The following is a 19,996-nucleotide window of genomic DNA, read 5'->3' as shown; positions in this document are numbered from 1 at the left end:
AATCACAAACACATTGAAAACAGGGATGGTAACAAAGTTTGCATCAGATGACTAAACTTATTCCCCAATAAGCAGCAGAAATATACAGTTTGAACTTAAATTCAAATATGTTTTTTGATCTTGCGTATGAACAAGGCGGAGGTTGATTAAAAGACAAAAATCAGCAGTGTTAGAACGGTTTCGGAATCAAAAAGAAACCAAGTCAACCAGACCAGGGAGAAGTTGACTTGGTAAAGAGGAAAAACATTGAGTTATAGGATTAAGCGCAGAAATTCAGCTTTTAGATTTAGCTTTAAGTTAAAGTCATCAGGCTGGCATTTCCTCCTGCGGCCGCGGTATTAATGCTGATGGCACGCTCAATAACCAAACGCTCTAAAGGAATATCGTAGTCAAGCGGTTGCAAATGGGTGATGCCAATAATCGCACCTGAACGTGCAGCAATCTGATGTTGCAACTTTTGCAGTTGGGCTTTGGTGCCGTGATGTAACACTGCATCAAAATCACCGGTTTCAATGTTCTGGATCACGGCAAAACGATCAGCAATTTCTTTCGGCATTTGAGGTAGACATTTGAGCACAAAAGTATTTTCAGTCAGCACCACAGGCTGACTGCCGACCGCAAAAATTGCAGCCAATTGCTGAATTTGATCCTGTTCCTGATCGGCTAAAGAAAGCACATGTTTTCTTGGTAACACCAGGTATTGATTGCTTTCACCGGTCGGCCCTTGCAATTCATAATGATGACCAGAACAAAAATCAGGGCAAGGTTTTAAATGATATTGAGGAAAAGTTTTTTCAGCCCAAGTATAAAAAATCTCGTATAAAGGCTGATGTGCTGGCTGTGTGGCTTGTGCCTGAGTTGCAAAAGGCTGAGCCAGTTTTTTTGCTGAACAGTGCTGCATCAAACGGTATAGATAGATCGGACCGCCTGCTTTAGGTCCGGTACCGGATAAGCCTTCACCGCCAAAGGGCTGAACGCCGACCACTGCACCGACAATATTACGGTTGATGTATAAGTTACCGACTTCGGCATGTGCAATCACGGTCTGGATGGTTTCATCAATACGGGTATGCAGTCCCATGGTGAGTCCATAACCTTTGGCATTGATCTGTTCAAGTAGCTGTTCTAATTGACCGTATTTATAGCGAATCACATGCAAGACCGGACCAAACACTTCTCGCTGCAAATCATCCAGATTTGGTAATTCAATTAAAGTAGGCGGAATAAAAGTGCCTTCTGTTAAAGATGGATCCTGTGTTGCATTCAGCATCAATTGATGGACGGGATGACCTTTACTGCGCATTTGATCAATATGTTTTTGAATATTGCTTTGCGCTTCAAGATCAATCACCGGGCCGATATCGGTTTTTAACAGTAATGGATTACCGACACGCAGTTGTTGCATCGCGCCTTTTAGCATATTGATGACACTATCTGCATTATCTTCCTGCACGCAGAGCACACGTAAGGCAGAGCAACGTTGCCCGGCGCTATCATAAGCCGAACTCACCACATCTAGAATCACTTGTTCAGTCAATGCGGATGAATCCACAATCATGGCGTTTTGACCGCCCGTTTCTGCGATCAAAGGAATCGGTTGACCCGAAGTGCTGAGTCGTTGCGCAAGGGTCTTTTGCAAAATTTTAGCCACATCGGTTGAACCGGTAAACATGATCCCCTGAATACGCGCATCCTCACTTAATTGTGCACCGACGGTTTCACCTTGTCCGGGAAGCAGTTGCAGTACATCTTGAGGAATACCGGCTTGCCATAAGATTTGGATGGCTTGTGCGGCAATTAGCGGTGTCTGCTCAGCTGGTTTTGCAAGTACGGTATTTCCGGCAACCAGCGCCGCTGCAATCTGTCCAGTGAAAATAGCCAAAGGGAAGTTCCACGGACTGATACATAACACCGTGCCCAAGGGTTGAATCACGGCGTCATCATCCAGATCGATCATTTGCGCAGCGTAATAACGCAGGAAATCGACAGCTTCACGAACTTCTGCAATGGCATTGGCATAGGTTTTGCCACTTTCACGGCACAATAGAATCATCAATTCTTGTAAACGCGATTGCATAATATCTGCAGCGCGTTGCAAACAAGCGGCACGTATATTTTTTGGCGTATTTGTCCATTCGGCTTGGGCACCGACTGCATTATCTAATGCCAGATTCACTTGTAGAGCAGTTGCTTCTTGCACAGAGCCGACGACATCAGAGTGATTTGCAGGATTTAAAATGGTGATGAATTCTGAGTTTTCATCAGTCAGATGATCTTCGCTACTGAGGTTTTGACCCAAAGCCTGAGCTTGCCATTGCTGCTGACTCAGGTTGTGTGCAGTCTGGTTGAGGTCGGTCAGGTCATGATCATTGGCTAAATCTAAACCGGCCGAGTTTGGACGGGTATCGCCGTACAAATCAGGTGCCAAGGGAATAGCAGGGTGCTTTTGACCAAGCTGTGATTCTTGGGCGGCATTTTTCAAAATTTCTGAGTGTGGATTTTCAATCAGATCTTCAATTTTTAAGGATTTATCCGCAATACGATTCACGAAAGAGGTATTGGCACCATTTTCCAGTAAGCGTCTTACCAGATATGCCAGGAGTGTTTCATGGTTACCGACTGGAGCATAAATACGGCAAGGCACGCCCAGTTTGTGATCCATTTTATCGCCAACCACCTGCTCATACAGTGGTTCGCCCATGCCATGCAGACACTGGAATTCATACTGACCGCTGTAGTATTGCTCTGGATCGGCCAGATGGTAAATCGTGGCAAGGGTCTGGGCATTGTGCGTCGCAAACTGCGGGTAAATCTGCTGTGGGGCAGCCAGGAGTTTTTTGGCACAGGCAATATAAGATAAATCGGTATGCACCTTACGGGTAAACACAGGATAATCGGTCATGCCATCAATCTGGGCTTTCTTGATTTCGCTATCCCAGTAAGCACCTTTAACCAGACGAATCATCAAGCGTTTTTGACTGCGTTTTGCTAAATCCACCACGTAATCAACCACGTTGAAACAACGTTTCTGATAGGCCTGAATCACAAAGCCAATACCTTTCCAGTCGGCAAGGCTAGGCTCAAAACACAGGCGTTCTAATAATTCTAGGGAAATTTCCAGACGCTCAGATTCTTCGGCATCAATGTTTAAACCAATATTGTAGCGTTTCGCCAGTTCCGCCAATTGCAGGACTTTAGGGTATAGCTCGTCATGCACGCGGCTGATTTGTGCACGTTGATAGCGCGGATGCAGGGCAGATAGCTTGATCGAAATGCCAGGGCCCTCATAAACATCTTTGTCTTGTGAAGCTTGACCGATGGCATGGATGGCATTGCTATAATCTTGATAATAACGTTCAGCATCATATTCTGTGAGTGCCGCTTCACCGAGCATGTCATAAGAATAACGGAAACCTTTATCTTCTAAAGGTTCTGCGTGTTCTAGCGCTTCTTGAATGGTTTCACCAGTAACGAACTGTTCACCCATCATCCGCATTGCCACATCTACCGCTTTACGGATAATACCGCGACCACTACGTGCTAACAGCCCGGTCAGTACACTGGATAAACTTTTCTGTTTTGGCGTTTCCATCAGTTTGCCGGTCAGCATGAGGCCCCAAGCCGCAGCGTTGACGAACATCAGGCTACTTTGCCCGACATGTTCTTTCCAGTTGCCCTGATTAATTTTGTCGCGAATCAACAGGTCACGAGTGGCACTGTCTGGAATTCGAAGCAAGGCTTCGGCCAGACACATTAGCGCAATGCCTTCTTGCGAAGACAATGAAAATTCTTGCAATAAACCCTGAACGATCCCGGCTTTACCATTCGAGCTTTTACGTTCACGCAATGTGTGAGCCAAGTTAAAAGCCAGATCATAAATACGTTGATTCAGTTGTTCAGAAATCTGGCTATATTCAAGCAGGTTTTCAACACACTCGGGTTCAGCACGGCGCCAGGCAGTATTAACCTCAACTTCATAATCATTCTTTTCTTTGAATTCAGTAATGTATTCAAAGTGAGGTTTAGCTTCGTCGAAGCGGGTTTCTGTATCCATCATATTCATGCCAACGTCCTGTGACTGCCAATTTTTTGTTGAGTCAAATACCTTATATAATTTATGATTACAGAAAGGATGCCGAATAACTCACTATAATTTTTATTCATTTTAGAGAATAATTCAGATGACGAGCCCGATTTTTACTTTGGACAGAACGGATATCAAAATTTTAGATATTCTGCAAAATGATGGACGAATTTCAAATATCAAACTGGCTGAAGCAGTCAATTTATCAGCCACTGCAGCACTGGCGCGGGTGCAAAAATTAGCCAAAGACGGTTTTATTTTAGGCTATGAAGCCAAGCTGAATCCTGACATGCTGAATGCCAGTTTTGTGGTGTTTGTAGAAATTTTACTGGATAAAACCACACCCAATGTTTTGGAAGAATTTTCCGATGCAATCATGCAATATCCTGAAATTGTGGAATGTCATATGATCAGCGGCGGGTTTGATTTTGTGGTGAAAATCCGCTGCGCCAATATGGAAGAATTCCGCAGAATTTCCGGCCAGGTGTTGTGGCAATTGCCTGGGATAAAAGAAACACGCAGTTATCCGGTAATGGAAGTGATTAAAGAAAGTTCAAAGATATATCTGAAAAGCAAAGGGCAAAAATAAAACAAAGGGGCATAAGCCCCTTATATCGCATTCAAATTTTGATACAGTTCATCCGCAATTTATCAAGAATTTTCAGGTTGAGTTGGTATTCCATGTTGCAGTTCGGCCATTTCTTTTTTATACAACTCATCTGCCTGTTCAAAACGCTGAATCACGTCCTGAGAGGGGGCTTTTTCCAGTAAACTCACCACGACAATGCTGACAAATGACAGAATAAAGCCTGGAATAATCTCATACAGTCCCGTACTGGCCATAGTGTTTTTCCACAAGATAACCGTCATGGCACCGATAATAATTCCAGCAATTGCGCCGTTTAAGGTCATGCGTTTCCAGAATAAAGACAAGATGATCAGCGGACCAAATGCAGCACCAAATCCTGCCCAGGCATAAGCCACCAGACCTAAAACTTTACTGTTCGGGTTACTTGCAAGCGTAATGGCGAGAACGGCAATGGCTAAAACCATCAGGCGTCCTACCCAGACCAGTTCCTTTTGTGAAGCATTTTTGCGTAGAAATGATTTATATAAATCTTCAGTCAAGGTACTTGAACAGACCAAAAGCTGACAGCTGAGCGTACTCATCACTGCGGCTAAAATCGCAGCCAAAATAATCCCTGCAATCCATGGATTAAACAGGATTTTGGTCAGTTCCATAAAAATGGTTTCCGGGTTCTGTGATACCACGCTTGCCAGTTCGGCATGCTGCTGGAAGTAGGCAATGCCAATAAAACCGGCACCGACTGCACCGCCTAAACATAAAATCATCCAGCTCATGCCAATACGGCGTGCAGCAGGAATGGTCTTCACCGAATCGGCTGCCATAAAACGCACCAGAATATGCGGTTGTCCAAAATAGCCTAAGCCCCAAGCCAGGGAAGATAAAATGGCAACCGTACTCAAACCTGAAAGCATATTAGTGGCATGTGGGCGGGCTGTTTCAATCACGCTTGCCAACTGCTGACTATGATCACCCAGTGCCAGATAAGCCATAATGGGTGTAAGCAGCAGCGCAAAAATCATCAGGCCTGCCTGAAAGGTATCCGTCCAGCTAATTGCAAGAAAACCACCGATACAGACATAACTAATGGTTGCAATGGCGCTAATCCAGAGCGCAGTGGTATAAGACATGCCAAAAATACTTTCGAATAATCGCGCACCTGCGACCATGCCGGACGCACAATAAATCGAGAAAAACACCAGAATCACCAAAGCCGAAATAATACGTAGTACACGTTTACGATCGGCAAAACGACTAGTGAAATAATCCGGCAGGGTTAAGGCATTATTCTGAATTTCGGTATGCACCCGTAAGCGACCGGCAACCAGCAGCCAATTCAGCCATGCACCAATAATCAGGCCAATGGCAATCCACGCTTCAGATAAACCTGAAAGATAAATCGCTCCAGGCAAACCCATCAGCAGCCAGCCGCTCATATCGGATGCACCGGCAGACAGGGCGGTAACCACACTGCCTAGACTACGCCCACCGAGAATATAATCCGAGAAGTCAGTGGTGGCTTTATAGGCATACAGCCCTATACCGACCATGGCAATGATATATAAAATAAATGTGATTAATGTCGGGTTCAGTTGACTCATTTGCCCATCCTTGTGTCCTTAGAAATACATCTGTCCAAGATGAATTTTTATCCATATTCAGTAAGGCGCTGATTCAAACATAAAATTGAAATTACCTTCTGTAACATTTCTAGGGGATTTAATGACATGTTGTGTAGCGGAATGTATTTTTAGATACAAAGTAAAAAAGATAGTAAAATCAATTTATTATAAATATGGTGTTTAATGTCATTCATCTTGTTCAGAGAATTGTCTACTGTGAATCAAGAATCGGCCTTAAAGCTTTTTAAGCTTAATTTTTTGATGAAAAAAATGGGAAGCGGAAGTGTAGTTACAAGTGCTTACACAGCTACAAAGCTGCTGTAATTCGTTATAGAGCCTTGCCAAATAAATATCTTTTTACAATATTCAAAATACAGCAAAGCTTTAATATTTTTCAATTGCACAATTCTAGTGCATACATGTGAGTATATTTAAAGTGTCTACAGTTCAAAGCGATAATACAAGAATAGAACGTGATTTGTTGGGAGCAAAGGAAGTTCCAGCAGCATGTTATTACGGCATTCATACTTTAAGAGCTTTAGAGAATTTTCAAATCTCTAATCAGAAAGTCGGAAATCAGCCGCATTTTATTCGGGCTTTGGCTCAAGTCAAAAAAGCCTCAGCACAGACCAATTTAAAATTTAGCAAAATTTCTGAACAAGTCAGCCAGGCGATTCAGCTGGCTTGTAACAAGTTAATCGAATCTCCAGAAAAATGGAGTGAGGCTTTTCCTTTAGATGTTTATCAAGGCGGAGCAGGTACCTCTATTAATATGAACACCAATGAGGTCTTGGCCAATATTGCCCTCGAGCATTTGGGTTTTCATAAGGGGCAATATGATCATATTCACCCGAATGATCATGTCAATAAGTCTCAATCGACCAATGACGTGTATCCAACCGCTTTACGCTTGGCAACTTATTATAGTCTGGATGATTTACTGTTTCAGATTCAAAAATTGATTGATACGCTGCATATAAAGGTTGCAGAGTTTCAGTTTGTGTTAAAAATGGGACGTACCCAATTACAAGATGCTGTTCCGATGACTTTGGGACAAGAATTTCGTGCTTTTGCAACCTTATTAAAAGAAGATATTCGGCTGATTCAGCGCACACGTGAACTCTTACTGGAAGTAAATTTAGGTGCCACCGCGATTGGTACGGGAATAAACACTCCACAAGGCTATGCGCACGAAGCCATCGAGTCTTTAAGCAAAATTAGCGGACTGAATTTAATCGGTGCGGAAGATTATGTGGAAGCCACCAGTGATTGTGGCGTATTTATTATTTTATCCAGTACGCTGAAACGACTTGCGGTTAAACTTTCAAAAATCTGTAATGACTTGCGCTTGTTGAGTTCAGGTCCGCGTACCGGTCTGGCCGAAATTCGCTTACCGGAATTACAAGCCGGCTCATCGATTATGCCTGCCAAAATTAACCCGGTGATTCCTGAAGTGGTGAATCAAATTGCTTATAGGGTGATCGGGAATGATTTAACCGTGACCATGGCTGCAGAAGCGGGACAATTACAGTTAAATGTAATGGAACCGGTCATCGCGATTTCAATTAATGAATCGATTGAATTGTTAACCCAGGCCATTTGGAGTTTGGATCATAAATGCATTCAGGGCATTCAGGCCAATGAGCAGGTGTGTTATGACGCTGTGATGCGCAGTGTCGGCATTGTAACTTTGCTCGATCCAATTCTGGGTCATGCCAAATGTGATGAAATTGGCAAGCAATGTATTGCGGAAAACAAAACCATTCAACAGATTGTCTTGGAGCAGGAATTACTGACCCAAGAACAGCTAGATGAAATATTTGCCTTTAGCAATCTGGTTTCAGAAGTGACCGCACAACATCAGCTATTGGCACAAGTGAGTTAATTCGCGCTGTGCAAAAAATTAATCATTGTCGTACCGAAAAGGCAGCAGTTTAAGCTGCTGCCTTTTTATGAAAAATAATGCTGAAGATAAAGCCGCTCAGAGTTAAAATAGTCAGGATTTTTAATAAATATAATGCTTATGTTGAATAAACTTACTGGACTATTTACCAGTTCAAGACTGTTTAAAAGTTCCAAGCCATCTACTGAACAACTTTTTCTAGAAGAAAATAATATCCAATTCACTAAAGAACAGGGTTATATCGTCGATGGTATTGTGCTGAATGAATGGTCAGAGCGTTTGTCGTATTTCTCGAATCGAAAATTAACCCAGTTTGATGATTTAAAAGAATTGTATTTTACTGCCATGATTATCAATGAAAAAATTGATCTGGAAATTGCCAGTCAACGCTTTGTAGCGCGTTTAGGCAACACTGAAGAAAATTTGTTGCAGTTGAAGCAAATTATTAAAAAGCTGAATGACTATTATCGTAACTTCTTACGCGAAAAATAATGGGGAAACAGGCCTTGAAGATTCAGCATCTAAAAGGATTTAGATGGAAAAATAGGTCGCATAGAAAAATAACTCAACCAAGAAAAAACCCATGCTAATATACTGCTCATGTCATTTAGACCAAAAGCTATATACATGTTCCAACAACAAATTTCCCAATTAAATCTGCAGCAATTAAAAGCAGGCGAAAAACGCTGGGTCGGTAATTTACAAGGCTCATCTGCATCTTTATTGTTCAAAGAAATAGCGACGCAAAATAAGCAGTTATTCATTGTGATTGCCAGAAACAATCAGCATTTGGGACAGTTGGAAAGTGAACTGGAATTTTACGGGATAAAACCGACCATTTTCCCGGATTGGGAAATTCTACCGTATGACCGGTTATCGCCTCATCAAGATATCGTATCAGAACGTCTTTCAATTTTATCGAATATGCCGAAGCAGGGCGTGTTGCTTTTATCTGCCTCAACGCTCGTGCAGCGTGTCGCTCCGACGTCGTGGGTATTGGGTGAACATTTCGATATTAAAATTGGACAAAAGTTTGAATTAGAACAACAAAAAATGCGTTTGATCCAGGCGGGCTATCATTTGGTTGATACCGTTTATGATCATGGTGAGTTTGCGGTACGTGGCAGCATCATGGATATTTATGCATCCGGTCAAAATTCCCCGATCCGCATTGATTTGTTTGACGATGAAATTGAAAGCTTGAAATTCTTTGATCCTGAAACGCAAAGAACCACTCAAAATCTGCAACAGTTTTCGGTATTGCCTGCCAAGGAATTTCCACTCAAAGAAGGGCGTTCTACTTTTCGTGACCGTTATGCAGAAAGTTTTCCGAACGCCAATCCGAAGAAAAATCCAATCTATCAAGATGTTTTAGAAGGTATTGCTTCTCCGGGACTGGAGTTTTATTTCCCCTTATTCTTTAGCAAAGAAGCGATGCAAACACAAAGTACCCTGATGGCGTATTTACCACAGAATGGCATTGTCATTACAGATAAACATCTGGATGAAGGATTAAGCAGTTTCTGGAAAGATGTGGTTCGACGCTATGAAGACCGTCGCCATAATGTCGATCATCCTATTTTGTCGCCTGAAGAGATATTCCTGCAACCGAATCAGGTCTTGGAACAGCTGAATCAGTTTGCCAGAATCATTGCCTCACCCGAAGAATTTGTAGAGAAAACCGGAGTCCTGAATCTCAATACCGAATTGCCACCGCGTTTACCGGTTGACCCTAAACAGGAAAAACCTTTTTCAGCGGTTAAAAAGTATATTGATGCGGCAAATCATCCGGTACTGTTGGTTGCTGAAAGTGCAGGTCGCCGTGAAACCTTAAAGGATGCTTTACGTCCTGCCTTGGGTGACATTCCCAGTGTTGAAAATTTTGCAGAGTTTAGAAAATCCTTACATGCTATAGCCATTACCAGCGCACCCCTTGATCGTGGTTTGGTAATTCCTGATCACCTCACCGTGATTTCTGAAAATCAGCTTTATGAACATCGCGTAGTGCAGCGCCGCCGTAAACGTCAGCAGGAAGTGTCGGAAGAATTTTTAATCCGCAGTTTAACCGAGCTGAGTATTGGCGCACCGGTAGTGCATATTGATTATGGTGTGGGGCGTTATGCCGGTTTAGTCACTTTAAGTATTGATGATCAAGACCACGAATTTTTACAGCTGGATTATGCCGATGCTGCCAAAGTGTATGTTCCGGTCACTAATCTGCATTTGATCAGCCGTTATAGTGGCGGCGACCCCGATTTAGCGCCATTACATAAATTAGGCACTGATGCCTGGAACAAGGCCAAACGTAAGGCCTTGGAACAGATTCATGATGTTGCCGCTGAACTGTTGCATATACAGGCACGTCGTCAGTCTAAACCCGGCTTTAGCTTTGAGCTGGAACAAAGTCCTTATATGCAGTTTGCCAGTGGTTTTGCCTATGAGGAAACCCTGGATCAGGCCAATGCGATTGAAGCAACCCTGCACGATATGCAGCTGGCCAAACCGATGGATCGTCTGGTATGTGGCGATGTGGGCTTTGGTAAGACCGAAGTGGCGATGCGCGCTGCATTTTTAGCGGTACAAAACAACAAGCAGGTGGCGGTTCTGGTTCCGACGACCTTGCTGGCACAGCAGCACTATGAATCCTTTAGAGACCGTTTTGCCGATTGGCCAATTCGTATTGAAGTGCTTTCCCGTTTTGGTTCAAGCAAATCGCATACGAAAACCATTGAAGATTTGGCAGAGGGTAAAGTCGATATTGTGATTGGTACGCATAAAATTTTGCAGGAAAGTATCCAGTTTAAAAACCTGGGTCTGATGATTGTCGATGAAGAACACCGTTTCGGCGTGCGTGACAAGGAGCGGATTAAGGCCATGCGGGCAGATGTCGATATGCTGACCCTGACGGCTACGCCAATCCCGCGTACCTTAAATATGGCTTTTAGCGGAATGCGTGATCTGTCGATTATCGCCACCCCGCCAGCACGCCGTTTGGCTGTGAAAACCTTTGTGCAGGAACAGACCAATGAATCGATTAAAGAGGCAATTCTGCGTGAATTGCTGCGTGGCGGGCAGGTTTATTTCTTGCATAATGAAGTCGATAGCATTGAACGAGCGGCGGAAAATATTCGCGAGCTGGTGCCTGAAGCGCGGGTAGCGGTTGCCCACGGGCAAATGCGGGAACGTGAACTGGAGCAGGTGATGCAGCAGTTCTATCACAAGGAATACAATGTTCTGGTCTGTTCAACCATTATTGAAACCGGGATTGATGTTCCCAATGCCAATACCATCTTGATTGAACGTGCAGACAAGTTAGGCCTTGCACAGTTACACCAGTTGCGTGGCCGTGTGGGACGCTCTCATCATCAGGCTTATGCTTATCTGCTAGTGCCCTCACTCAAAGGTTTGAAAGGTGATGCAGAAAAACGTCTGGATGCCATTCAGCGTGCATCAAATTTAGGCGCAGGTTTCATGCTGGCGACGGAAGATCTGGAAATTCGTGGTGCGGGTGAGCTTTTAGGCGAGCAGCAAAGTGGTTCCATGCAAGCCATTGGTTATAGCCTGTATATGGAAATGCTGGAAAAAGCCACCAAAGCCATTCAGAAAGGTAAAACTCCGAACTTCGATGCACCATTGTCCTTAATTGCCGAAATCAATCTGCATATGCCGGCGCTGATTCCAGATGAATATCTGGGAGATGTGCATCAGCGTTTGTTGTTATATAAACGGATCAGTAATACCGATACGCAGGAAAAACTCGATAATATTCGTATGGAGTTGATTGACCGTTTTGGTGTGCCGCCTCAACCAGTGAAACAGTTGTTTGCTGTGCATCAGATTCGTCTCAAGGCAGAGCAGCTTGGCATAACTAAAGTGGATATCAGTTCGCATGGTGGTCATATTGAATTTTCACCCGATACGCCGGTACAGGCCATCAGCATTATTCAGATGATGCAAAAACATCCGACTTTTTTCCGTATGGATGGCGGACAGCGTTTAAAAGTGATGGTGATGCTGGAAGATTATCAAAAACGTATCCAGTTCATTGTCGATTTACTGGATAATTTATTAAAAGAAATTCGCTGATCTGCTGCAGGGTGCATAAATATTATGCACTCATTTTTATAATTGCCCGGATTTGAATCATTCTAGTCATGAAGCACTTGATTTTTTAAAGAAATTTATTAAATTCAAGCGTACTGGCTTGTTCAGTGTAAATAGTGGTTTATTTGTAATGAAACCCATTGCATAGAATATTCAGGTCCCATTGTATGTGATAGTATTAGCCATCATTCTAATTTTGCATAATTTATAAAGATATGTTTAGTTTGCATCCACAACTTGCTCAAGATACTTTTTTTGTAGGCGACTTTCCACTGTCAACATGTCGTTTAATGAATGATATGCAATTTCCGTGGCTCATCTTAATTCCACGCGTACCTGGCGTGAGTGAATTATATGAATTAAGTCAGGCCGACCAGGAACAATTCCTGCGTGAATCTAGCTGGTTATCCAGTCAGCTTGCACGCGTATTCCGCGCAGACAAAATGAATGTCGCGGCATTAGGAAACATGGTTCCGCAATTGCATTTTCATCATGTGGTTCGTTACCAAAATGACGTGGCCTGGCCAAAACCAGTTTGGGGTACACCTGCAGTTCCTTATACCAATGAAGTTCTTGCGCATATGCGTCAAACCCTGATGCTTGCATTACGCGGTCAGGGTGACATGCCATTTGACTGGCGCATGGATTAATTTCTGGTCATCGAAAGCCATAGTATGGAATTTATGGTGTAAAGGCTCGGATCAGGAGGAATTGAGTGTCATTAGACGACTGGATTAGAAAAGAACCAAGACAATTTGAATATTTTCATCGTTTGATGGGATATATCATGTTGTCTTTGCTGATGATTGTCTATCATTACACGACATCTGACACTCAATACCAAATTTATATTCCTTTTTTTCTGCTGTTTATTTTTCTGGTCACGCCGAAATTATCGACCTGGCTACAGTATCGTTATAATTCCAATATAAAACGCAGTGTCTTATTTATTACTGATGTTGTTGTTATTTCAGTTATTTTATCTGCTATTCATTTAAACCTGGTTCTGACTTTTATTTCACTGTTTGTCATTTTATATACCGCAATCACTAACAAGATTTCTTTTTTAGTGGTTTCATTAGCAAGCTTAATTGGAATAGCAAATTTTTATCTATGTAATATTCTGATTTTTGGTTTTGGTGAGTATTTTGAACAAACCACCGGTGAATTAACCGTACTTGGCTTTATCTGTTTAATTACTTTTTTTGGTGTGGGCAGTTTTTACCAAAGTAGTCAGATTCAACATATTAGTAATCGCAAATCCTATTATTATGATCAAATGAATCGTTATATGGAGTTTGCCAACCAGCTTAGCCGCTATGCACCTGTGCAGTTGTGGCAGTCGATTATGAAAGGGGAATCGGAAGCCAAAATTGAATATAAACGAAAAAAAATGACCATTTTCTTTTCAGATATTCAAGGCTTTACCGAACTTTCAGAAACGCTGATTCCAGATGATTTGGCATTCTTGCTGAATGACTATCTCAGTCATATGACGGAAATTGCCAAGCAGTATGAAGCGACAGTCGACAAGTTTATGGGTGATGCCATTCTGATTTTCTTTGGTGATCCGATCTCGCAAGGTGTCGAGCAAGATGCAAAAACTTGTCTGGACATGGCGATTGACATGCGTCAGCAAATGAAACTGCTCAGAGAGCGCTGGATTAAAATGGGTTATCCGGCCTTGCATATTCGTATGGGGATCAGTACCGGATATTGTCACGTGGGTAACTATGGTGCGGCGCATCGTATGGCTTATACCATTGTTGGCCGCGATGCCAATTTGGCAGCACGATTACAAAGTGCGGCAGCGGTAGATGAAATTTTGATTTCAGATGAAACCTATAATTTAATTAAAAATGATTATTTGTGTGCGCCCAAAGCACCGATCAGACTTAAGGGTATTCAAGCTCCAGTCAAGACTTGGCAGGTCATGGAAAAATATACTTCGCGTAAATCAGATTATCAGCGCTGGTTTGATTATGAATATAAAGGCTTTCATTTATTGCTGAATCTGGATGAAGTGCAAAATTATGAATATCCAGAGCTGATCCAGGTGTTGGAAAAAATGATTAAGCGCATTGAAAAACAGCAAAAAATGACCAATTCAGAAGGGATTGTAAAGCTGAGTCTGGAAGATGTAGTGGAAGATCGGAAAGACCAGCAGTATCATTAGAAATATTTATTTAGCCTAAGCTTAAATATAAAAAACCACGCAATTGCGTGGTTTTTCATCTCTAAATCAATTAATGATTTTCAGAGGCGTGGTTAATTGTATATTTGGGAATTTCAACTTCCAGGTCTTCATCGACAATTTTCACTTGGCAAGAAAGACGCGAATCTGGTTCCAAGCCCCAGGCACGATCGAGTAAATCTGCTTCGACATCCGTCATTTCTTCCAGGCTGTCAAATCCTTTACGAACAACGACATGACAAGTGGTACATGCACAAGACATATCACAGGCATGTTCAATCTTGATGCCATTTTTTAGCAGGCTTTCGCACAGGTTGGCATCCTGTTCAACTTCAAACTCAGCACCATTAGGGCAAATTTGCGCATGTGGAAGAACTTTAATACGTGGCATAATTTTTTCCTATTTATTTGTCCGAGTTTGACCAGTCATCAAGTTTAGTACCTTTTAAAGCTGCATCAATATGTTGATTCATACGCGCAGCTGCAAAAGCATCACTGTGTATTTTAAGCTGTTCTACAGCCTGTTCAATAGCTTTGATATCTGTAGTTTCGAGTTGAACTTCAAGCTTAGCTTTGGTTTGTTGCAACTGTGCCAGCTGATCTGTAGATAGCAGTTGAGCATCCGCTTTTAATGCCTGTTCCAGCGCTTCAAGTTCACGTTTTGCTTCAACCTTGGTTTCTTGCAAATGACGAAGGTTCTTATCTTCTTCAGCATATTTGAAACCATCAATCAGTAAGCGTTCTGTATCGGCATCTGATAAACCGTAGGATGGTTTAATGTCAATTTGTGCATGTATACCCGAAGTAGTTTCTTTGGCAGCAACAGTCAGTAAGCCATCAGCATCCACCTGGAAGGTGACTTCAATACGTGCCTGACCAGCGGTCATTGGCGGAATGCCATGCAAGACAAAACGGCCCAAGCTACGGCAATGTTCAACCAGATCACGTTCACCTTGTACCACGTGAATCAGCATGGCAGTTTGACCATCTTGATAAGTGGTAAATTCCTGACGTCGTGCGACCGGAATGGCAGTATTACGTGAAATTAAACGTTCCACCAAACCACCCATGGTTTCAAGACCAAGCGAGAGTGGAGTCACGTCCAATAACAAAGAACCATCTTTAGAGTTGCCAATCAGTTGATTGGCTGTAATTGATGCACCAATTGCAACTACTTCATCTGGATTAATTGTGCATAGCGGTTCCTGATTGAATACTTCACGCACGGCTTTTTGAACTGCATACGAACGTGTTGAACCACCGACTAACACTACATTTTTAATATCGTCTAGTTCTAGTTTGGCATCGCGCATCACGCGTTTGCAGACACTGATGGTTTTATCCAAAGCAACTTTGATGATCTCTTCAAAGCTTGCGCGATCTAGCGTTAGGCTTTGATCTAAAACTTTCAGCTCAACCGATTCAGCATCAGACAGGGCTTCTTTGGCTTTACGTGCAGAAACAATGAAATGCGCATATTCAGCATCATCTAGAGTTTCAACATTGAGCTGTTTTTTAGCCCATTTCACAATTAGACGATCTAGGTCATCACCACCCAGTGCAGTATGACCACCGGTTGCTAGAACCTCAAATACACCTTGCGAGAAACGCAGAATCGAAACGTCAAAAGTACCACCACCCAAGTCATAAATCACATAGTTTTGATCGTGAGCCAGATTGGTTTCCTGATCTAAACCATAAGCCACAGCCGCAGCCGTCGGCTCATTGAGCAAGCGTAAAACATTTAAGCCAGCAAGTTGAGCTGCATCACGGGTTGCCTGACGTTGTGCTTCATCAAAATAAGCCGGTACTGTAATGACAGCGCCATTGACCGGATTATTTAAGCTGCTTTCCGCACGGTCTTTCAGCTGTTTTAAAATTTCAGCTGAAATTTCTACCGGAGTTTTACGTCCTTGAGCCGTTTCAAAAGCGGGCATTTCATTTGCTTCACCCACGAGTGTATAGGGGTGCTGGAATTTAATGTCGGCAGCCGAGCGACCCATAAAACGCTTTACCGAAACAATGGTGTTTTTAGGATCTGTAGTAATAAAAGCTTTGGCTTCATCGCCATATTGGGTATTATTATGACTATAGTGCACAATAGAGGGAAGTAACACGCGACCTTGTTGGTCATTGAGTACTTTGGCTTTACCTGAAAGTACTGTGGCAACCAATGAATGCGTTGTACCTAAGTCAATACCAATTGCGATGCGGTGTTCATGCGGTGCACTTGATTGACCGGGTTCTGCAATTTGCAAGAGAGCCATTGTGTTACATCCTTAGAACTAAAAATTAAAAAATAAAATCAAAACGAATTAAAAATCATCATCTAAATCAAAGCTGTCATCATCCAGAAAACGATCTTCAGCTTTGTCGATGTCAGCCAATACCTTGACAAAGAAACGCAATTTACGCACGGTATCGCGAGCTTCGCCCCAGTCTTCATCTTCATAGTCGATTTTGAATTCACGGACTAAACCGTCAATCCATTGTTGAACTTCAACTTTTAAAGATTGCAGATCGTCGGCAGATGTAGCATCGTCCAGCTGTTCACGAATTTCCAGGGCATCTTGAAGAAATTCAAAATCACTGATGGATTGATCCAGGTGATAATCCTGTTTTTTCAGACTCAAGAGATAAGCAGCGCGGCTATCAACATTGGATAAAGCCTTGAATGCCTGATTGATCTCGCTCGATTTAATCAGAGCCTGATCTTTGTCTTCGGCTTTATCTGGATGATATTGTTGCTGCAACTTTAAAAATTCATTTTTTAAAGCGGCCAAATCAATATCGAGTGCTACAGGGAGGTTGAACAACTCAAAATGATTCATGGGAGATCGGATCCGCGCGATAGATATGCAAAAAGTGACTGCTTAAATGCAATTAAAACAGTGCATTTTACACTGTTTTAATCACCAAAAGAGAGGGAAGTGGGTGTTTAAACGGTGAAAGATTCACCACAGCCACATTCGCCTTTTTTATTCGGGTTGTTAAATTCGAAGCCTTCATTGAGACCGTTTTTCACGTAGTCCATCTCCATACCTTCAAGATAAACTAGACTTTTCGGGTCAACAAAAACTTTAACACCAAACTGCTCGAACATTTGGTCATGTGTATCGACTTCATCGACGAATTCGAGTACATAGGCCAAACCAGAACAGCCGGAAGTTTTCACCCCAACGCGAATGCCTGCACCCTTACCGCGATTCTTTAGGTAATTGCTGATATGAGTTGCAGCATTTTCAGTTAAATGGATCATGAAAACTCCGTTAATCTTTTATCAAAAACTTGGAACACTTAAGCTTTTGTTTTTTTGCTGCGATAGTCTTCAACAGCAGCTTTAATCGCATCTTCAGCAAGTACAGAACAGTGTACTTTTACTGGAGGTAGAGCCAGTTCGGTCGCAATGTCGATGTTCTTGATTGCTTGAGCTTGGTCAAGGGTTTTGCCTTTTAACCACTCGGTTACAAGTGAGCTAGAAGCAATCGCTGAACCACAACCATAAGTTTTGAAACGTGCTTCTTCAATTACACCTTCATCATTCACTTGAATTTGAAGACGCATTACATCACCACAAGCTGGTGCACCGACCATACCTGTACCAACATTTTCAGCATTTTTGTCTAAAACACCAACATTACGAGGGTTTTCGTAATGATCAATTACTTTTTCGCTATAAGCCATGATGCTTCTCCAAACCTCGGGGTCAGCCTTAAGATTCTTAAGATTAATATGGGGGTGAAATTACGTTTATCAACGAGATAGCTTTAAATTTTAAAGCTATCTCCAGGCAATGAATTAGTGTTCAGCCCATTCAACAGTTGAAAGGTCGATACCTTCTTTGTACATATCCCAAAGCGGAGAAAGTTCACGCAATTTCTCAACAGCAGCTTTAGTCACTTCAAGAACGTGATCGATATCTTCTTCAGTGGTGTATTTACCGAAGCTGAAACGGATCGAGCTGTGTGCAAGTTCGTCTGAAAGACCTAAGGCACGAAGTACATAAGACGGTTCAAGTGTTGCAGAAGTACATGCTGAACCAGAAGATACAGCTGCGTCTTTCAATGCCATCATCAATGATTCACCTTCAACAAAGTTGAAGCTCACGTTGAGATAGTTTGCAACGTTTTGAGTAGGATGACCGTTTAGGAATACTTGTTCCAGGCCTTGTAAACCGTTCCATAATTTGTCACGGAGTACGCGAATACGTTTTTGTTCAGATTCCAGGTTTTTGCCTGCAAGTTCAAAAGCTTCGCCCATGCCCACGATTTGGTGGGTTGCAAGCGTACCAGAGCGCATGCCGCGTTCATGACCGCCACCATGCATTTGAGCTTTAAGACGTACGCGTGGTGAACGACGTACGAATAATGCACCAATACCTTTAGGGCCATAAATTTTATGAGCAGAGAAGCTCATTAAATCTACTTTTAAAGTTGAAAGATCAATTTCTACTTTACCAGCAGCTTGAGCAGCATCAACGTGGAAGAAAATTTTGTTGGCACGGGTAATTTCACCAATTGCAGCAACATCAGTCACTGTACCAATTTCGTTGTTTACCATCATCAGTGAAACAAGAATGGTATCTGGACGAATAGCTGCCTGAACCATCTCAGGGGTAATTAAACCTGTTTGAGGAAGGGGTTCAAGATAGGTGATTTCGAAACCTTCTGCTTCTAATTCACGGCAAGTATCTAAAATTGCTTTATGTTCAATTTTACTTGTAATGATGTGTTTGCCTTTAGAGGCATAAAACTGAGCCACACCTTTAAGCGCCAGGTTGTCAGATTCTGTTGCACCTGAAGTCCAGACAATCTCGCGTGGATCTGCTTTGATCAAGTTCGCAACTTGTTCACGTGCATATTCTACTTTTTCTTCAGCTTGCCAACCGTAAGCATGAGAACGAGATGCAGCATTACCGAAAGTACCGTCAAACGTTAGGCATTCCATCATGCGTTCTGCAACTTGAGGGTCTACAGGAGTGGTTGCTGCATAATCAAGATAAATCGGACGTTTCATGTCAAATACCTGTAACCGATAAAAGGGCTGAATCAAAAGATGCTGTATTTTGGCGAATTGCAACGGTTTGTACGTTGTCTCGTGCTACTAAGTCAGCAAGGGTGATTTTTGCTAAATAATCGGCAATGTGGTGGGAGAGTTCTTGCCATAAATCATGAGTCAAGCACATTGCACCATTTTGGCAGTTACCTTTATGGTCACAACGGGTTGCATCAACTGTTTCGTTTACAGCTTCAATAATTTCTAATACTGTGATTTCTTCAGCGTTACGAGCCAGGTGATAACCACCGTTGGCACCACGAACACTAGAAACTAAGCCGTGGCGCTTAAGTTTCGCAAATAACTGCTCAAGATAGGCAACAGAAATAGTTTGACGAGCTGCAATTTCAGCAAGCGTGATCGTTTGTTCAGTTGGCTGCAAAGCTAAATCAAGTAGAGCAGTCACTGCGTAACGACCGCGAGTAGTAAGACGCATGATTCGATACAC

At 42.5% G+C, this 19,996-nt stretch carries 15 protein-coding genes; 6 read left to right on the top strand and 9 right to left on the bottom strand.

What is annotated here, in order from left to right:
* Nucleotides 1-292: 292 nt before the first annotated feature.
* Nucleotides 293-4,063 carry a trifunctional transcriptional regulator/proline dehydrogenase/L-glutamate gamma-semialdehyde dehydrogenase gene (putA, locus tag B9T26_RS00440; RefSeq protein ID WP_086197855.1) on the bottom strand — a complete coding sequence of 1,257 codons (3,771 nt, stop codon included), beginning with the start codon at nucleotides 4,061-4,063 and terminating at the stop codon, nucleotides 293-295.
* 118 nt (nucleotides 4,064-4,181) lie between these two features.
* On the opposite strand from putA, the gene B9T26_RS00435 reads away from it, so the two are divergent.
* A complete protein-coding gene (locus B9T26_RS00435; protein WP_086197854.1) occupies nucleotides 4,182-4,673 on the top strand; it encodes an Lrp/AsnC ligand binding domain-containing protein in 492 nt (163 codons plus the stop codon).
* Between the two features lie 62 nt (nucleotides 4,674-4,735).
* Here B9T26_RS00435 and putP read toward each other — a convergent pair whose 3' ends face one another.
* Entirely contained in the window at nucleotides 4,736-6,271 is a 1,536-nt protein-coding gene (gene putP, locus B9T26_RS00430; protein ID WP_086197853.1) for a sodium/proline symporter PutP, read from the bottom strand.
* Between the two features lie 457 nt (nucleotides 6,272-6,728).
* Between putP and aspA the strand changes: the two genes are divergently transcribed.
* From aspA to B9T26_RS00405, 5 genes are all read left to right on the top strand, one after another.
* Entirely contained in the window at nucleotides 6,729-8,177 is a 1,449-nt protein-coding gene (gene aspA, locus B9T26_RS00425) for an aspartate ammonia-lyase (RefSeq protein ID WP_086197852.1), read from the top strand.
* A gap of 138 nt (nucleotides 8,178-8,315) precedes the next feature.
* Nucleotides 8,316-8,687: a hypothetical protein gene (locus B9T26_RS00420; protein ID WP_086197851.1), complete on the top strand. Its 372-nt coding sequence runs from the start codon at nucleotides 8,316-8,318 to the stop codon at nucleotides 8,685-8,687.
* Nucleotides 8,688-8,822: 135 nt separating this feature from the next.
* On the top strand, nucleotides 8,823-12,281 hold the full coding sequence (mfd, locus tag B9T26_RS00415) for a transcription-repair coupling factor (protein WP_086197850.1): 3,459 nt from the start codon (nucleotides 8,823-8,825) through the stop codon (nucleotides 12,279-12,281).
* 233 nt (nucleotides 12,282-12,514) lie between these two features.
* Nucleotides 12,515-12,949, top strand: a complete 435-nt coding sequence (locus B9T26_RS00410; protein WP_086174268.1) for an HIT domain-containing protein — start codon at nucleotides 12,515-12,517, stop codon at nucleotides 12,947-12,949.
* A 65-nt stretch (nucleotides 12,950-13,014) separates the two neighbouring features.
* Nucleotides 13,015-14,475: an adenylate/guanylate cyclase domain-containing protein gene (locus B9T26_RS00405; protein ID WP_086197849.1), complete on the top strand. Its 1,461-nt coding sequence runs from the start codon at nucleotides 13,015-13,017 to the stop codon at nucleotides 14,473-14,475.
* Nucleotides 14,476-14,545: 70 nt separating this feature from the next.
* Here B9T26_RS00405 and fdx read toward each other — a convergent pair whose 3' ends face one another.
* From fdx to B9T26_RS00370, 7 genes are all read right to left on the bottom strand, one after another.
* The gene (fdx, locus tag B9T26_RS00400; protein WP_086174266.1) at nucleotides 14,546-14,884 is read right to left on the bottom strand and encodes an ISC system 2Fe-2S type ferredoxin; all 339 of its coding nucleotides are present in this window, start codon (nucleotides 14,882-14,884) and stop codon (nucleotides 14,546-14,548) included.
* A 13-nt stretch (nucleotides 14,885-14,897) separates the two neighbouring features.
* Nucleotides 14,898-16,760 (bottom strand): Fe-S protein assembly chaperone HscA, encoded by a 1,863-nt coding sequence (gene hscA, locus B9T26_RS00395; RefSeq protein WP_086197848.1) that lies wholly within the window; start codon nucleotides 16,758-16,760, stop codon nucleotides 14,898-14,900.
* 48 nt (nucleotides 16,761-16,808) lie between these two features.
* On the bottom strand, nucleotides 16,809-17,324 hold the full coding sequence (gene hscB, locus B9T26_RS00390; protein WP_086197847.1) for a Fe-S protein assembly co-chaperone HscB: 516 nt from the start codon (nucleotides 17,322-17,324) through the stop codon (nucleotides 16,809-16,811).
* Nucleotides 17,325-17,431: 107 nt separating this feature from the next.
* Entirely contained in the window at nucleotides 17,432-17,752 is a 321-nt protein-coding gene (iscA, locus tag B9T26_RS00385) for an iron-sulfur cluster assembly protein IscA (protein WP_086197846.1), read from the bottom strand.
* Between the two features lie 38 nt (nucleotides 17,753-17,790).
* On the bottom strand, nucleotides 17,791-18,177 hold the full coding sequence (iscU, locus tag B9T26_RS00380) for a Fe-S cluster assembly scaffold IscU (RefSeq protein ID WP_086197845.1): 387 nt from the start codon (nucleotides 18,175-18,177) through the stop codon (nucleotides 17,791-17,793).
* Between the two features lie 114 nt (nucleotides 18,178-18,291).
* The gene (locus tag B9T26_RS00375) at nucleotides 18,292-19,509 is read right to left on the bottom strand and encodes an IscS subfamily cysteine desulfurase (protein ID WP_086197844.1); all 1,218 of its coding nucleotides are present in this window, start codon (nucleotides 19,507-19,509) and stop codon (nucleotides 18,292-18,294) included.
* A gap of 1 nt (nucleotide 19,510) precedes the next feature.
* Nucleotides 19,511-19,984 carry an Rrf2 family transcriptional regulator gene (locus tag B9T26_RS00370; protein WP_086197843.1) on the bottom strand — a complete coding sequence of 158 codons (474 nt, stop codon included), beginning with the start codon at nucleotides 19,982-19,984 and terminating at the stop codon, nucleotides 19,511-19,513.
* Between the last annotated feature and the right edge of the window lie 12 nt (nucleotides 19,985-19,996).

Origin of the sequence: Acinetobacter sp. ANC 4169 (assembly GCF_002135355.1) — a bacterium.
Taxonomy (GTDB): Bacteria; Pseudomonadota; Gammaproteobacteria; order Pseudomonadales; family Moraxellaceae; genus Acinetobacter.
Note: the sequence above shows the minus strand (reverse complement) of the source record. Positions and strands in the feature narration are given on the sequence as shown.

Coding starts and splice junctions, on each gene's coding strand:
- putA (WP_086197855.1), bottom strand. CDS start 4,063: ATGAATATGATGGATACAGAAACCCGCTTCGACGAAGCTAAACCTCAC.
- B9T26_RS00435 (WP_086197854.1), top strand. CDS start 4,182: ATGACGAGCCCGATTTTTACTTTGGACAGAACGGATATCAAAATTTTA.
- putP (WP_086197853.1), bottom strand. CDS start 6,271: ATGAGTCAACTGAACCCGACATTAATCACATTTATTTTATATATCATT.
- B9T26_RS00420 (WP_086197851.1), top strand. CDS start 8,316: ATGTTGAATAAACTTACTGGACTATTTACCAGTTCAAGACTGTTTAAA.
- mfd (WP_086197850.1), top strand. CDS start 8,823: ATGTTCCAACAACAAATTTCCCAATTAAATCTGCAGCAATTAAAAGCA.
- B9T26_RS00410 (WP_086174268.1), top strand. CDS start 12,515: ATGTTTAGTTTGCATCCACAACTTGCTCAAGATACTTTTTTTGTAGGC.
- fdx (WP_086174266.1), bottom strand. CDS start 14,884: ATGCCACGTATTAAAGTTCTTCCACATGCGCAAATTTGCCCTAATGGT.
- hscA (WP_086197848.1), bottom strand. CDS start 16,760: ATGGCTCTCTTGCAAATTGCAGAACCCGGTCAATCAAGTGCACCGCAT.
- hscB (WP_086197847.1), bottom strand. CDS start 17,324: ATGAATCATTTTGAGTTGTTCAACCTCCCTGTAGCACTCGATATTGAT.
- iscA (WP_086197846.1), bottom strand. CDS start 17,752: ATGATCCATTTAACTGAAAATGCTGCAACTCATATCAGCAATTACCTA.
- iscU (WP_086197845.1), bottom strand. CDS start 18,177: ATGGCTTATAGCGAAAAAGTAATTGATCATTACGAAAACCCTCGTAAT.
- B9T26_RS00375 (WP_086197844.1), bottom strand. CDS start 19,509: ATGAAACGTCCGATTTATCTTGATTATGCAGCAACCACTCCTGTAGAC.
- B9T26_RS00370 (WP_086197843.1), bottom strand. CDS start 19,984: ATGCGTCTTACTACTCGCGGTCGTTACGCAGTGACTGCTCTACTTGAT.